Source organism: Metabacillus sp. KJ11-3 (genome assembly GCF_055808295.1).
Window position 1 is genome coordinate 4,341,510 of sequence record NZ_CM147865.1, and the last position, 14,578, is coordinate 4,356,087.

Here is a 14,578-nt window from a genome sequence, read left to right on the forward strand (position 1 = left end):
CATTTTAATTTTAAAAAAGGTGTAAACATTATGTTCATCTTGCTAAAAACAATCTAAACTAGAGAGTAAGTAGTTCTTAAACAAGGAATTGAACTAAAAGGTGCCTTAGCATTTTAGAAATGGAGGGAAGAAGATGAAGCGAATTAGTGTTTTTTGTGGATCAAGTCCGGGTGCTTCTTCTTTATATTTAGAAGCAGCAGAAAAACTCGGAAGACAATTAGCCAAAGAAGAAATAACTCTTGTCTACGGCGGTTCTAAACTCGGGGTGATGGGCTCAGTAGCTAACGCAGCACTTCAAGCTGGTGGGGAGGTTATTGGGGTCATTCCAAAAATGTTAATGGAAAGGGAACTTGCACATACAAACCTAACAGAGTTACTTGTTGTCAATACTATGCACGAACGCAAAGCAAAAATGGAACAACTCTCAGATGGATTCATTGTGCTACCTGGGGGGCCCGGTACGATGGAAGAATTTTTTGAAGTATACACATGGGCTCAACTAGGGGAACATCAAAAACCGATCGGAATGATTAATGCCAATCAATACTATGACAAACTGTTGGCTTTCTTTAACCACATGATTCAAGAAGAATTTTTAAAACCTGAATATCATTCCATGGTGATCGTCGAACAGGATCCACAAGAACTTATCAATAAATTCCGTACGTATAAACCACCTTTATTAACAAAATGGATTACTTCTGAACAAACATAGGTAACTACCTATGTTTGTTTTACCTCAATATCCCTACTTCTTTAAAAGTTTTCTTTTTTCCCTTTGCATATAGTTTTCATTTTGATAAACACTACTCACATAGAGGTGAGGGAAATGAATCGAGGAATTTGGACCGCTCTTTCAGCGATTGGAATTGCACAAGGTCTTAAAATATTTACACACAAAAAAGAGAATGATGTTTGGGATTGGCGACCAATCTTCCAAACAGGCGGAATGCCCAGTTCACATTCAGCAGGAGTATCAGCTCTCGCAACATATGTTGCAACTAAAAAAGGTGTGCACTCTGTTGAAACAGCTTTAGCCGTTATTTTTGGAATTATTGTCATGTATGATGCACAAGGAATAAGAAGACACACAGGTGAGATTGCAAAGATCGTAAACGATCTTGATGCAGATATAGAACTTTTATCCGGACATATGCCTGGTCTTTTTCATGTGAAACAAGAAAAAGAATTAAATGAACTTCTTGGTCACCAGCCCGCTGAAGTTGCAGGTGGCGCGTGTTTAGGTATCCTAATAGGATTGGTTAGCTCTATATTTAAAAAATCATGATATGAAGTTATCTCTTCATATCATGATTTTTTATACCTTGGTTGCCGTCACACAAACGGCAAGGATTGGATAAAGCCGCTTATAAGAGATATTTACATCTTTAAACCCACAATCACATAGGTCATGATAAATTTGATTCGCAAACATTCTTGTTTTTATTGTACTTGCATTTTCTTCTCTCGGCTGCATAGTAATAGCAATCTGTCCATTTTCCTTCATCGATTTATACAAACGCTCTAATCCCTTTTTTGGTCGCTTCCAAATGGTGTAGTTATTAACTGAGAGTACCTTGTTGTAACGATCATTTGGCAGCTCTGCTCTTTCTATATCTCCAACCAAAACCTTCGCTCTTTCAGCTTCGATAAACTCTTTTAATCTATGTTCAGCCTGCTCTTTCATTGTTTCAGAAACGTCAATTCCGTGTATTGTCACTTCAGAATAATCTTGGAGGATTTTCTTCATACACACACCGGGTCCATACCCCACTTCAAGTACATAATCATTACTGTTAATATTCAATAACGATAGGGTCCAATGGTTTAAGCGTTTATTTTCTAATGCCATGATATTCCCAGCAATTTTTCCTAAGTATCCTTTTGGAACACTAAATTGTTTTTTGAAGGATTTTATCAATTTCGGCACCTCTTTCTCCATCTTCGGTCCCTTATCAATAACCCTATTCATTCCTTCATAAACACAATTCACTTTAAATCAAAATAACGCTTTTATTCCTTGATAACCAAAATACAAACCGAATAAAATTAACGAAATTCCCGAAATAACTGAAATAGCTGCAAGTAATGTATGTGTTAAATACTTTCTCAAAAAACTTGAAAGAATCGCCATCATAAAATCCCATAATAATACACCACAGAGAATAGCAGCAGAATAAAAAATAAAATGTGCAGCACCTTCAGTTACTACGGTGTTTGCTAAGATAGATCCATATATCCCAATCCAAAATAAGATACTCAACGGATTAAGTAAGGACATAAAAAAACCGGAAAAATATGATTTAGTGTAGCTTACACTTCCTCTTCCATTGATCATCGTATGTTTTTTAGCAGATAGTAGACTTTCAATTCCTGTATACACCAAAACAAAAAATCCAAATAACCATAGAAAAGTTTGCACAATAGAGATTTGAAGAATATTAACAAAGCCCAGGTATACTAAAAACATGTATACGACATCAGCTGTTGTAGCGCCAAGTCCAAACAGCCAGGCATGGAAAAATCCGCCTTTTATCCCCCGATCAATTTGACCTGCATTGACAGGGCCGATTGGTGCTGCCAAAGATACACCTAGAAAAACATAGCTAAATAAACTACTCAACATCCAAACCTCCAGTATCTGATGTAACCATTTAATTATGTATGCTTGTACATCATATTCAGGAAAATCCCAGTTTATGTAGGCTAAGTTTTTTAAGTTTCACTTTCAATATTTACTATAATATTTTTTCAGAACAAAAGCGCAGGCGCCTTGAACAGCCTCGGGCAAATAAGACGCAAAGGAATAGAAGACGTTCTTTGTCTTCAATTCCTTTGTGGCTAGACCCTAGAGGGGCTAGGCGCTGGAGCTGGATGTCGCGCACTTATCCACAGTTCAAGAATTTTATCATTTCCTGACGATAAAAAAACATTCCCTAAAAAGAGAATGCTACGGCTATTTAATGCACCGAAACTAATTTAATATGTTCAATATGATGTTTACTATGCCATGCATATAATGCAATATTTGTTGACAGCTTAACATCTTGCTTAGTTTCAGGGTGATAAAAAGCCTTTTCAAAGTCTGATAATGACATAGACTTTAACAGATGACACCAGCGTTTATGGAGAGATTCCAGCAACTGAAGGGATACCTCTATTGAAGTCTGGCAATCTGGTAAATTAGCCCAAGCATTTTCATCATATGCTTTTATAGTCGGGCAATTTTCTGTAAGTGCCAACTTAAAACGTATATAGCTGTTCATATGACTATCAGCAAGATGATGGACAATTTGTCTTACGGTCCAGCCTCCAGGCCGATAAGAAGTATCTACTAACGATTCCGGCAGTGAATCAAGGACTTTCCTTAGTTGTTCAGGAGCCCCTTCTATTGTATCAATCCACCCTTTTAAATCCTTTTCAGTAATATTTTCAGGAGGTACAAATTCGCCGATGGGGTACTGCAGATTTTTTTTCATTATCCTTTTCACTCTCCATTACAAGATTATCGTTTGTTTCATTATATTTCTAAAGGAACTTTCGAACAATACAGAAAAATCACACTTTATATTATTATTATGTTATAGTATGATCAATCTCTTTCCATTAAATTGTAAATTATATCGTTGGGGGTGTTTACTTTGAGAGCTATCCTACTGGGAGTTTGTTCTTCCTTCTTTTTTGCCTTTACATTTGTCTTAAATCGTTCTATGGAGTTATCTGGAGGAAGTTGGTTATGGAGTTCATCCTTGAGGTATTTTTTCATGCTCCCTTTTCTTATTCTTTTTGTCATAGTGACAAAAAAATGGTCACCACTTATGAAGGAAATGAAAAAACATCCAGCTCAATGGCTATTATGGGGTACAGTGGGATTTGGTTTATTTTATGCTCCGATCTGTTTTGCAGGTGCATTTGGCCCCGGTTGGTTAATTGCGGCAACTTGGCAAATGACAATTCTTTCAGGCTCACTTCTTGCTCCGCTCTTTTTCAAGGAAATTCAAACAGCGAATGGCCCTTTAAAAGTTCGGGGACAAATCCCTCTCAAAGGTCTGAGCATGTCAATGATCATTCTTCTAGGTGTTGCCGTTATGCAATATGAACATGCCAGTCATTTATCACTAAAACCTGTATTGCTAACGATCATCCCAGTTCTCATTGCTTCATTTGCCTATCCGCTTGGAAACCGCAAAATGATGGCACTTTGTGATGGTAGATTAGATGTATTTCAGCGTGTTTTAGGAATGACATTAGGCAGCTTGCCTTTATGGATTATTTTTGCCATCTTTGCTTTATCCACAACAGGTCTGCCGACAAAAACACAAACAATCCAATCCTTTTGGGTAGCCATATGTTCAGGCTTAATCGCAACTTTACTATTCTTTCAAGCTACGAATATGGTACAACATAATATGGCACAGCTAGCAGCAGTCGAGGCAACTCAGTCGATTCAAGTACTTTTTGTTTTATTAGGTGAAATTCTATTCTTAGGAGCAGCTTTGCCAACCTCTCTTTCCCTCTCCGGGATGGCATTAGTTATGGTCGGTATGGTGTTACATAGTTATATTTCCAGAAGTGACAAAGTAACACAAACAGTAAAACCTGAAGCTACCAAACAATTTTCATAATCAAATCAGTTAAGGCCCTCAAAGGATAAGCAACGATTGTACGCTTATCCTTTTCTCTTATTTTCACACACCAGGCTCAGCATTTATTTTTCCAGCATCATCCTGACTGTTTTTAATGTATGCCCGTCAAACACATCATCATATTCTGTTTCTATCATAAATCCTTTTGATTTATAAAAGTTTACAGCACTTTGATTATCTTTCTCCACGTTTACGTACATTTTCCTTAAGCACTGCAACTCCTCTAGACCGGTCTTTAAAAGTTCTGTGCCAATTCCATTACCCTGGTATTCCTCATATAAATAAATGGCTCCAAGCTCAACCTTTTTTTCATCTTTAAGAGGGGTGAAATTTGCAAAACCAATAATATTACCTTCTTGTTCAGCAACAAGAAATAGTGTTTCCGTTAATCTCTGCATTAACATCTCATATGAATATGCGGTATTAAAAAAACTCTCCTGTATATGGTCAGGTATAATTCCCTTATATGTACTATGCCAGCTTGACTTAGCAACAAGTTGTACTTGCTCTATATCCCCTTCATTCATTCTACGAATTTGTAATGTCATAAAATCCCTCTTTAATAAAAAGTTTAGTAGATAATTACAGATTATAACATTTATTTTTCATAAAACGAATAAAAATGCAAACGATTTCAATAGAGATTGCCCTAATAGGATGGAAACCTCAATAATAAAATAACTGAAATGCTGAAAGTGTTTACAAAATTGTTGATAATTCAGTTGATATGTGGATAACTTGTGGGTAAGTACCTATGTTATCCACATACTATTATTAAACGGAACTACTACCAATCACTTGAAATGGATGATTTTTTTTAAGGTTTGTAATAGACTCATGAATGTTATCCACAATAAATGGTGCATCATAATCCATTGAAGCAACATGGTATGAATTTTTCAATTCAATTAGCAACTTTTCTGAAGAAGAGATGTTGTTATATATATAATCAGAATTTGTTGGTGAAACAACATGGTCAATTTTCGACTTAAAAATGATAGTTGGAATTGATATATGTTTCAATTTATTTTTTGTATGATCCATTAAATCAAGCAATTGATGAATAGCTTTTAACGGGACTTGATTATACGTAATTTCATGTACAGCATGTTTTTTTATATCAGGATTACCCTCTTCAATCATGCTCAATGTATTTTCAAATCGATACTCATTGTATGCAACATCTGTAACAGCGGCATTAATGAGGAAGATGCCATCTACATACTGTCTAAAAGCTACTTGAAGTGTTAAAGCTCCTCCCATTGATTGCCCTACTATATAAACCCTTTCACAAGTTTGCTTCAATGTTTCATAAGCGTTCTGAAGATTTTCGATCCATTCCTCATAGGTACTCGATTCCATATCTTTCACATGAGTACCATGTCCCTTTAATCTGGGAATAGAGACTGTATAGCCATATTTAGCAAGGTTTTCCCCTATATATTCCATACTCTGCGGTGTACCATTGAAACCGTGGCATAAAACAATTCCTGTTTCATTTCCTTTGAAAAATAAACTTTCTGCTCCTGAAAGAACGGGATGCAATTCGTTATTCATAATAGACCGCCTCCTTATTTCTTCTAATATTACCTACATATTTACTAGATCCCAGGTTTACTGCTTTTATTTAAACACCTTAATTTAAATTATTCTTATAAGTTTACTTGGTTTTATATTTTCATTTTATCCTATTCCTTCATTTTACACAACCAGAGATTGATGTTAAAAAAGGATGATGCCAAGATTATTTGACTTCATCCTTTTTTATTAAGGCTGTTTTGCATACTTTGTTTTTAAAAAGCATTTTTCTGGGTTAAATTAGTTCGTTCCATTGAGCTATAAAGTTAAAATAATAATCATAAGCAACAATCTTTGAAAAAACAGCCTTTATTTATAACTCGGATAACCTGTAAACTTAAAATCATTTCCTATTTTCATTATATCTAGATGATTTATAGTAATAGCATCTGCCATCTTTTCAATTCCGTGACCACCAATGAAACCGGGGGCACCTTTTCCTCCTATCATCTTAGGAGCCATATATAATACGATCTTATCAACTAATTGTTTATCTAGAAAAGATGCATTCACTTCTCCTCCACCTTCAATCAGGATAGAAGAGACACCATTCTCACCAAGTATTCTGACTGTATCATGTAAATCAACCTGCTTAACACCAGAAGTAATAAATACATTTACTCCTAAAGCTTCCAATTGGTCCTTAGCAGAGTGTGAAAAGTTTTGGGATGTGAAGATCCATGTTTCAGCCTGTTGATCTGTCACTACTTTAGAGTGAAGCGGTGTAGTTAAGCGACTGTCAAGAATGATGCGTACAGGATTTCTCCCATGTTCAATTCTCGTTGTTAATTCAGGGTCATCCTTCATGACAGTCTGAACTCCTACTAATATTCCGGCATGCTCATGTCTTAATTGATGAACATCTCTTCTTGCTTCTTCTGATGTGATCCATTTACTATCAGATGTAAAAGAAGATATTTTGCCATCTAGAGTTGTAGCAGATTTCATCGTAATAAACGGGATCTTTGTTGTAATAAATTTATTAAATACTTCGTTCATCATAATGGATTCTTCTTCACAAACACCAACAGTCACATCTATATTGGCATCTTTTAAGATCTTTATCCCATTCCCTGCAACAAGTGGATTTGGATCAAGAGTTGCAACAACTACTTTTTTGATACCGGCTTCTACAATTGCAACTGCACATGGACCTGTTCGACCGTGATGTGAACAAGGTTCGAGGGTAACATACATTGTGCCTCCCTTTGCCAGATCACCCGCCATATTGAGAGCATGAATTTCAGCATGCGGACCACCTGCTTTTAAATGTGCTCCTACGCCTACGATACGGTTTTGATTGACAATAACAGCACCTACCAATGGGTTTGGTTCAGTCTGTCCTTTCATCGCAGCCGCATTATTAATGGCTAATTTCATATAAATCTCATGTTCACTCAATCGTAAAGCCTCCTCTAAAATGGCCAGCCTTATCCATTTTTGTTTTTAAATATCGCTGATTATAGTGTGATACATCTCCCCATAATGGTATTCGTCCATCTACATTTGCACCGGACTTTTGAAGTGCCTCAAGCTTAAGGGGGTTATTTGTAATTAATGTAACAGGTAATTCTCTAAGAGATGCTAACACTCGTATAGCCTCTTCATAGCTTCTCATATCATCGGCAAACCCTAATTGCTCATTTGCCTCCACAGTGTCTAATCCATCCTCCTGAAGAAGATACGCAAAGGCCTTGCTAAATAAACCTATTCCCCTACCCTCATGATTTGCCAGGTAGAATAATGCTCCAGCACCATGTTCTTTTATCATTCTTAACGATTGTTTTAATTGATAACCACAATCACATCTTTTACTTCCAAATATATCACCTGTATGGCATATGCTGTGCATCCGGATAAGTGCAGATTCTTCTGTTTCAAAATCACCGTATACCAGAACACTTGATTGCTGCTGACCAGCTAATTCAAGAGTAGGTAATCTATCTATTAACACTTCCAACGAAAAATCTTGTTCCCCTTCTACATTCAGCCAGCAATACCATTTAAAAAATAATGTTTCATCATCTAATTGAATTGGCAGATTAATTGGGCCAACTATATATGTCATTCCCTCTTCATAGGATACTGCCTTTATTTTATCTTCTAAGGTTTTTAGAGGAATCTCCTTTATTGCTTCAATCATACATTTTTCTCCCCTTAACATTTAACTTACTTATTGTAAGTAAGTATACGTTTTGGAGATAAATCACGTCAACTTTTCTGATTTTCTCTACCAACTAATAAGTTATAGACAAAATCCTTTTTTTCATCAAGAAATGGGTAAAATAAGTACTAGAGGTGATCATGATGGAACATATAAAAACAGACAAACAATTTCAAGATCTGATTACAAGTGAGGAACCTGTAGTAGTAAAATTCGTTACAGACTGGTGTCCTGATTGCAAACGTATGGATATGTTTTTGCCAACTGTTTTTGAAGAGGTTGGTAATGTGACGATGTATGAAATTGACAAAGACGAACTACCAGAAATTGCAGAGAAACATAGTGTTATGGGAATTCCAAGCTTATTGGTGTTTAAAAATGGTGAAAAACTAGCCCATTTACATAGTGCTAACGCTAAAACTCCTGATCAAGTGATTGAGTTTTTATCAGAATCCGTTAAATAAGATAGAAAAACATGGGAATTTCCGAAGGTAAACCCACTAGGTGTTTACCCTCGGAAATTTTATTAAACTCAGATTCAACTTCTATTACTTTTATTTTCATCTGGTTTAAACCCCATTGTAGCCTTCACTGCTTTTTGCCAACCATCATAAAGTTCATTTCGTCGTTGTTCATCCATACCTGGTTCGAACGATTGTTCCACCTTCCACAGTGATGCAATCTCTTTACGATCCTGCCAAAATCCAACGGCAAGTCCTGCTAAATAAGCCGCTCCTAAAGCAGTTGTTTCATTGATAATCGGACGCTCCACAGAAACATTTAGAATATCACTCTGAAAATGCATAAGCATATTATTTTTTACAGCTCCACCGTCAACACGAAGTTTCTTTAGCTTGATACGTGAGTCTGCTTCCATTGCCTTTAAAACATCCTTCGTCTGATAGGCTAGTGATTCAAGCGTAGCTCTAATAAAGTGCTCTTTCGTCGTTCCACGCGTTAAACCGAAAATGGCACCTCTTGCATCACTGTCCCAATATGGGGTCCCTAATCCTACGAATGCAGGTACAACATAGACACCTTCTGTTGATTCAACCCTTTCAGCATATTTTTCCGATATAGGAGCATTATCGATCATTCTTAATCCATCACGCAGCCATTGAATTGCTGAACCTGCCACGAATATACTACCCTCCAGTGCATATTCAACTTTGCCATCAATGCCCCAAGCAATGGTTGTTAATAATCCATTATCTGAAGATACTGCCTTCTCACCTGTGTTCATTAACATAAAGCAGCCTGTTCCGTAGGTGTTTTTTGCCATTCCTTTCTCATAACATGCCTTGTCCAAACAATGCAGCCTGTTGATCACCAGCAACACCTGCAATCGGGACGGCTTCCCCAAAGAAATGATAATCAACCGTTTCGGCATACACCTCTGAAGAAGAACAAACTTCCGGTAACATAGATTTTGGAACATCTAAAATAGTTAGTAACTCATCATCCCATTGCAAATCAAAAATATTATACATAAGAGTTCTAGATGCATTTGTATAATCGGTGACATGCTTTGCTCCACCAGAAAGCTTCCAGATCAACCATGAATCAATCGTTCCAAAAAGCAGTTTACCTTCATTTGCCTTTTGTCTTGCTCCCTCGACATGGTCAAGAATCCATTTTACTTTTGTTCCTGAAAAATAAGGATCTATTAATAATCCTGTTTTCTTGCGAAATACATCTTGATGACCGCTTTCCTTTAACATTTCACATATATCAGCTGTTTGTCTTGATTGCCACACAATCGCATTATAAACAGGCTTCCCTGAATCTTTCTCCCAAACAACGGCTGTCTCACGTTGGTTGGTAATACCAATGCCGGCAATTTCTTTAGGTGAGATAGCTGTTTTTGCTAATAATTCAGCTATCACCGCTAGTACAGAACTCCAAATTTCCAATGCATTATGTTCTACCCAGCCCGGGTGCGGAAAATATTGAGGGAATTCCCGTTGAGCGACTTCAACAATTTCTCCTTTTTTATTAAACAGAATAGCCCTTGAGCTTGTTGTCCCTTGATCTAAAGCAAGAATATATTTCTTTGTCACAACTACGTCCTCCATTCATCACTATGGGTATGTATATACATACTTCTTTGTTGTTAGGGAAAACCCTTTCCGCTAGTGAAAAAATAGAGACCAAATTTTTGGTCTCATTTTTCCGGTTTTATGTAAGGAACTATTTCTGCAGTAGTACCTACTGATGCACCACGAATAAAATCTTGATTTTCCAAAGCTTTGAAGTTTTCAGTTTGGCCAGTAAGCATGACTCCCAATATTTTCACTTCCGTCATTTCTTTGTTTCTATTTACCTTCAAGTACTCCCTAATTGTTTCGTTACTACCATCAGCATCATACTCTTCAAGCGCATCAATAAAACGATGGTATGCTTCTTTAGGTGAATCCGATGGATCAAAACCATATACAGGCATACCAGCAGGGTCATTACTTTCATCTGTGATTGGTGATGTCATGTACAACCATACAATGTTTAAGTTATTCGGAATTTTTGCTTGTACTTCCTGTAAAGTATATGGTTTATCAAACGATATAGCGACCTCAGCAACATAGTTCTCCATTTGAGAAATTTCATCAAGTTCATTTTGAATTCCATCATAGTATTCTTGAATAAACGGATGATAGAATGTCGCAACTTTATTCTTTGTTTGTTTATCATATTCATAGAACTCATTGTCAGACCAGTAAGTTCCCGGTATTAGTTCATTGTGGTCTATTTTGAGTCGAATCCAATCATACGAACTGGTGAGTGTGCTCCATTGCACTAAATAGCCATTAATGTTCTTGGAACGATTCGTAATGATAGTACCACCAAACATCGAAGAATTACTTGTTACTTGGGAATCAATTTGGATATTTGGTTCAGCAATTTCGTTATGTAAGAAGAGTCGTTCATGAAGTCTTGTAGAACTTTTCGCTGCAAAGTAGTTTCCTGTTTTGTAGAGTATCGGTAATAGAAAGAGTACGACAATGATTGTAGTAATAATCATTTTAATTATTTGTTTTCGTTTAGCCCTTTTTAACGCATTATTTAACGATGAGTCCATTAACATTTCCCTCCTATTTTCGAATGGATTAATTTTCGTGCTCGATATAGTTTTTGCTTTACACTATCAACTTGAATGCCCAAAATAGGAGCAATTTCTTCATATGAAAAGTCATAATAATACTTTAGGAGAAAAATTTCTTTGTATTCTTTTTTAACATCTTTTAATAAATACACAATTTCATCTTTGTTTAAAATGGCAACAAATTCATCCTCTACCTGCATTAGTTTGGAATAAATTTCTTCAGATAAATAAATGTTCTGCTGCTCCTTTTTTCTTTTTAAATCAATATACTGATTCAATGCCACCCTAAAAAACCAAGGACGTATAGTACTCTCTGTCAGGTCATCCAACAGTGTGTAAATTTTGTAGAATGTATTTTGTATGATATCTTCCGCGTCCTCTTTTTTTGCTCCCCTCGCTGATAATAGCTTGAACACTTCCTCTCCTACACTGATAAGATAGGAGGCTACTACATCTTCCTTTTTCATCTTTTTTCCTCCCTATACTTATACAACGAATGGAGTCAAACAAAGGTATACAGTTTTTTAACTATTTAGTTTGAAATCTCATTTTATAAAAAATACCTATAGATGTAACTCTCTTATTAAGAGTTCTATCTATAGGTACCATACTAAATGTTTGGTCTTCTATTTTATAATTGCATAGTAATTCTACTCATAATGCAACTTCTTTATTTCAAAACGCCCTTTACTTATTATCATCAAGGGCATTTCCAATGTCTCCTAAAATACTAACATAATATTCCAAATACAAATACCTTATTCTAAAAATAGGGCAAAACAAAAAGCCAAACCTTGATACTAGGTTTGGCTTTTTTGTTTTATATTGACTATTATACTTTTGCTTTAAAATTATTCAACCGTCACACTCTTAGCTAAATTACGAGGCTTATCTACGTCACAACCACGGTGTAATGCTGCATAGTAAGAGATCAGTTGTAGCGGTACAACGGCAGCTAAAGGCGCTAATTCCTCATGAATGCTCGGAAGAACAAAACGATCGTCTTCTTCTTCTAGACCCTTCATTGAGATAATACATGGATTAGCTCCACGAGCCACTACTTCCTTCACATTACCACGAATGCTTAAGTTTACATGTTCTTGTGTTGCTAAAGCAATGATTGGTGTACCGTTCTCGATGAGAGCGATTGTACCGTGCTTCAACTCTCCACCTGCAAATCCTTCTGCTTGGATGTAGGAAATTTCTTTTAGTTTTAATGCACCTTCAAGACCAACATAGTAATCAACAGAGCGTCCGATAAAGAATGCATTACGTGTTGTTGCAAAGAATTCTTTTGCGATTGCTTCCATTTCTTCTTTTTGGTCACATAAAACTTCCATTGCATTTGCTACAATACCAAGTTCTTTTGTCAGGTCGAATTCTAAAGATTGACCTTTTGCTTCTGCTGCAACAGCTGCCAGGATCGATAAGACAGCTAATTGTGCTGTATATGCTTTTGTAGATGCAACAGCAATTTCAGGACCGGCATGCAATAATAGTGTATAATCCGCTTCACGAGATAGCGTAGATCCCGGAACATTCGTAATTGTTAATGCTTTATGACCAAGTTCTTTTATTTGAACTAATACTGAACGGCTGTCCGCTGTTTCTCCACTTTGTGAGATGAAAATAAAGAGTGGATTTGGCGATAAGAGTGGCATATTGTATGAAAACTCACTTGCAATATGCACTTCAACAGGGATCTTCGCCCAATTTTCAATAAATTGTTTACCGATTAATCCTGCATGGTAGCTGGTACCTGCTGCAATGATATAAATACGGTCCGCGCTGTTAACTGCCTCGACGATATCGGCATCAACTGTAATGCCACCATCTTCATTGCGGTATTTTGCAATGATTTTTCTTGTTACTAATGGTTGTTCATCAATCTCTTTTAACATGTAGTGAGGATATGTGCCCTTTTCAATGTCACTTGCATCAAGCTCAGCTTTGTAAGGAGCACGTTCAATTACATTACCTTTTAAATCTTTTATTGTAACAGTTTCGCGTTCAACGAATACCATTTCTTTATCCATAATTTCCACGTACTGGTCTGTCACTTGAAGCATTGCCATTGCATCTGACGCAATTACATTAAAGCTTCCATCGCCTAAACCAACTAGAAGTGGACTTTTATTTTTCGCAACATAAATCATGTCAGGATTTTGCTCATCCAATAATGCTATTGCATATGAGCCTTTTAAGATTGATAACGTTTGACGGAACGCTTCCTCAACCTCTAATCCTTCTTTTACGAACTTTTCGATTACTTGAACAATAATTTCAGTATCTGTATCACTTTTTAACTGAACGTCTTGCAAATGCTCACGTTTTAAAATTGAATAGTTCTCAATTACACCATTGTGTACAAGCGTAAATCTTGAAGTAGTACTTTGATGTGGGTGTGCATTTATTTGGCTAGGTACACCATGAGTTGCCCATCTTGTGTGCCCAATCCCAGTCGAAGCTTCAACCTTTTCGTCTACGATTTCACGAAGCTTTGCAATCCGTCCTTTTTCTTTAAAAATGTGAACTCCTTCTTGATTCATTGCAGCGATTCCTGCAGAGTCATATCCACGATACTCTAATTTTTCAAGACCCTTTAATAAAATTTCCTTTGAGTCATTGTTTCCAATATAACCTACGATTCCGCACATGTTTTTTTCCTCCCATAGTGTGAAACCAGGGACAGGAGCCAATTTTTTTAAATGGAGACATCACTGTCCCCTCACACATGTTTTTATTTTTTTGGAAGGCTATACTTTTCCCTTTGTTCAAAAAGTTACCTCTTTGGTTTAAGGAAAAGCTTACGGCTGTAACCATACCAGCCGGGAGGCATCCGCCGAAATTTCGATAACCTCCATCCTCGTCAACTAAGCTGTTACGTTCACGCTTAGTTCAGGCGCTTTAGGTGAATACAAACAAATCTCCTATTACTCCTTCCTGTTAGTATAAGTAAAACAACAAAATTAATGATACAACAGAAGAAAATAAGTCGTCAATCAATTTTTACCATCCTTAATGTTTAAAATTAATCGACATACCTTATTTATATGTTTTTTTAGCTATTATGTTAACAACGACCATCCT

General features: G+C 36.4%; 14 protein-coding genes and 1 pseudogene. 4 read left to right on the plus strand and 11 right to left on the minus strand.

Annotation, left to right across the window (positions count from 1 at the left end):
• The first annotated feature begins 133 nt into the window (after positions 1 to 133).
• On the plus strand, positions 134 to 715 hold the full coding sequence (locus AC0L8O_RS21560) for an LOG family protein (RefSeq protein WP_473445243.1): 582 nt from the start codon (positions 134 to 136) through the stop codon (positions 713 to 715).
• A gap of 105 nt (positions 716 to 820) precedes the next feature.
• Positions 821 to 1,288, plus strand: coding sequence for a divergent PAP2 family protein (locus AC0L8O_RS21565; RefSeq protein WP_473449081.1), 468 nt, complete (start codon positions 821 to 823; stop codon positions 1,286 to 1,288).
• 30 nt (positions 1,289 to 1,318) lie between these two features.
• Here the strand turns inward: AC0L8O_RS21565 and AC0L8O_RS21570 are convergent, their stop codons facing one another.
• From AC0L8O_RS21570 to AC0L8O_RS21580, 3 genes are all read right to left on the minus strand, one after another.
• Positions 1,319 to 1,930: a class I SAM-dependent methyltransferase gene (locus AC0L8O_RS21570; RefSeq protein ID WP_473445245.1), complete on the minus strand. Its 612-nt coding sequence runs from the start codon at positions 1,928 to 1,930 to the stop codon at positions 1,319 to 1,321.
• A 69-nt stretch (positions 1,931 to 1,999) separates the two neighbouring features.
• Positions 2,000 to 2,623: a LysE family transporter gene (locus AC0L8O_RS21575; protein WP_078433562.1), complete on the minus strand. Its 624-nt coding sequence runs from the start codon at positions 2,621 to 2,623 to the stop codon at positions 2,000 to 2,002.
• Positions 2,624 to 2,960: 337 nt separating this feature from the next.
• Positions 2,961 to 3,479, minus strand: coding sequence for a YfiT family bacillithiol transferase (locus AC0L8O_RS21580; protein ID WP_473445247.1), 519 nt, complete (start codon positions 3,477 to 3,479; stop codon positions 2,961 to 2,963).
• Between the two features lie 162 nt (positions 3,480 to 3,641).
• Between AC0L8O_RS21580 and AC0L8O_RS21585 the strand changes: the two genes are divergently transcribed.
• A complete protein-coding gene (locus tag AC0L8O_RS21585) occupies positions 3,642 to 4,625 on the plus strand; it encodes a DMT family transporter (RefSeq protein ID WP_473445249.1) in 984 nt (327 codons plus the stop codon).
• Positions 4,626 to 4,708: 83 nt separating this feature from the next.
• Here AC0L8O_RS21585 and AC0L8O_RS21590 read toward each other — a convergent pair whose 3' ends face one another.
• The 4 genes from AC0L8O_RS21590 to AC0L8O_RS21605 form a co-directional block, all read right to left on the minus strand.
• A complete protein-coding gene (locus AC0L8O_RS21590; protein ID WP_473445251.1) occupies positions 4,709 to 5,194 on the minus strand; it encodes a GNAT family N-acetyltransferase in 486 nt (161 codons plus the stop codon).
• Between the two features lie 226 nt (positions 5,195 to 5,420).
• Positions 5,421 to 6,203 carry an alpha/beta hydrolase gene (locus AC0L8O_RS21595; protein ID WP_473445253.1) on the minus strand — a complete coding sequence of 261 codons (783 nt, stop codon included), beginning with the start codon at positions 6,201 to 6,203 and terminating at the stop codon, positions 5,421 to 5,423.
• A 330-nt stretch (positions 6,204 to 6,533) separates the two neighbouring features.
• Positions 6,534 to 7,625, minus strand: coding sequence for a bifunctional diaminohydroxyphosphoribosylaminopyrimidine deaminase/5-amino-6-(5-phosphoribosylamino)uracil reductase RibD (gene ribD / locus AC0L8O_RS21600; RefSeq protein WP_473445255.1), 1,092 nt, complete (start codon positions 7,623 to 7,625; stop codon positions 6,534 to 6,536).
• Positions 7,618 to 8,367 (minus strand): GTP cyclohydrolase II, encoded by a 750-nt coding sequence (locus AC0L8O_RS21605; protein WP_473445257.1) that lies wholly within the window; start codon positions 8,365 to 8,367, stop codon positions 7,618 to 7,620. Before AC0L8O_RS21605 ends, ribD begins: the two co-directional genes overlap by 8 nt.
• Positions 8,368 to 8,531: 164 nt before the next feature.
• Here AC0L8O_RS21605 and AC0L8O_RS21610 point away from each other — a divergent pair, with 164 nt between their 5' ends.
• The gene (locus AC0L8O_RS21610; protein WP_216776964.1) at positions 8,532 to 8,852 is read left to right on the plus strand and encodes a thioredoxin family protein; all 321 of its coding nucleotides are present in this window, start codon (positions 8,532 to 8,534) and stop codon (positions 8,850 to 8,852) included.
• Positions 8,853 to 8,926: 74 nt separating this feature from the next.
• Here AC0L8O_RS21610 and glpK read toward each other — a convergent pair.
• From glpK to glmS, 4 genes and pseudogenes are all read right to left on the minus strand, one after another.
• A pseudogene (gene glpK, locus AC0L8O_RS21615) lies at positions 8,927 to 10,463 on the minus strand (glycerol kinase GlpK).
• Positions 10,464 to 10,552: 89 nt separating this feature from the next.
• A complete protein-coding gene (locus AC0L8O_RS21620; RefSeq protein ID WP_473445259.1) occupies positions 10,553 to 11,464 on the minus strand; it encodes a sigma factor regulator N-terminal domain-containing protein in 912 nt (303 codons plus the stop codon).
• Positions 11,464 to 11,955 carry an RNA polymerase sigma factor gene (locus tag AC0L8O_RS21625; RefSeq protein ID WP_473445260.1) on the minus strand — a complete coding sequence of 164 codons (492 nt, stop codon included), beginning with the start codon at positions 11,953 to 11,955 and terminating at the stop codon, positions 11,464 to 11,466. The genes AC0L8O_RS21620 and AC0L8O_RS21625 overlap by 1 nt, the downstream gene beginning before the upstream one ends.
• Before the next feature lie 384 nt (positions 11,956 to 12,339).
• Positions 12,340 to 14,145, minus strand: coding sequence for a glutamine--fructose-6-phosphate transaminase (isomerizing) (gene glmS / locus AC0L8O_RS21630; protein ID WP_473445262.1), 1,806 nt, complete (start codon positions 14,143 to 14,145; stop codon positions 12,340 to 12,342).
• Positions 14,146 to 14,578 lie beyond the last annotated feature (433 nt).